1 protein-coding gene is annotated in these 375 nt (G+C 49.6%); it reads right to left on the bottom strand.

What is annotated here, in order from left to right; all coding sequences use genetic code 11:
* Nucleotides 1-375, bottom strand: a 375-nt coding sequence (locus A3712_RS06575) for an aminotransferase class III-fold pyridoxal phosphate-dependent enzyme (RefSeq protein WP_157618711.1), incomplete at both ends; no start/stop codon positions are given.

Below are 375 nucleotides of genomic sequence, written 5' to 3'. Positions count from 1 at the left end.
AGCTTTCCAAGTGTCGATACTCTTATCAAACACAAGCAATGACATTGGAAGTCCACCACCGATCGCTTTAGACAGACACAAGATATCAGGGTTAACGCCCGACTCTTCAAACGCGAATCGATGACCAGTTTTACCGACACCACACTGAATTTCATCAAAAATCAGTAGGATACCGTGTTCGTCACAGATGCGACGCAAGCCTTGTAGCCAAGACGCAGGAGCTGGAATCACACCGCCCTCACCCTGTACGGGCTCAACGATCATTGCAGCTGGCTTCATGATGCCAGACTCATCATCGTTCAACATGCGTTCGATGTAACGAATACTTGCGTTAGCCCCTGCTTCTCCGCCAATGCCAAACGGGCAGCGTAGGTT

Source organism: Vibrio sp. HI00D65, from assembly GCF_001635455.1.
GTDB lineage: Bacteria > Pseudomonadota > Gammaproteobacteria > Enterobacterales > Vibrionaceae > Vibrio.
Note: the sequence above shows the minus strand (reverse complement) of the source record. Positions and strands in the feature narration are given on the sequence as shown.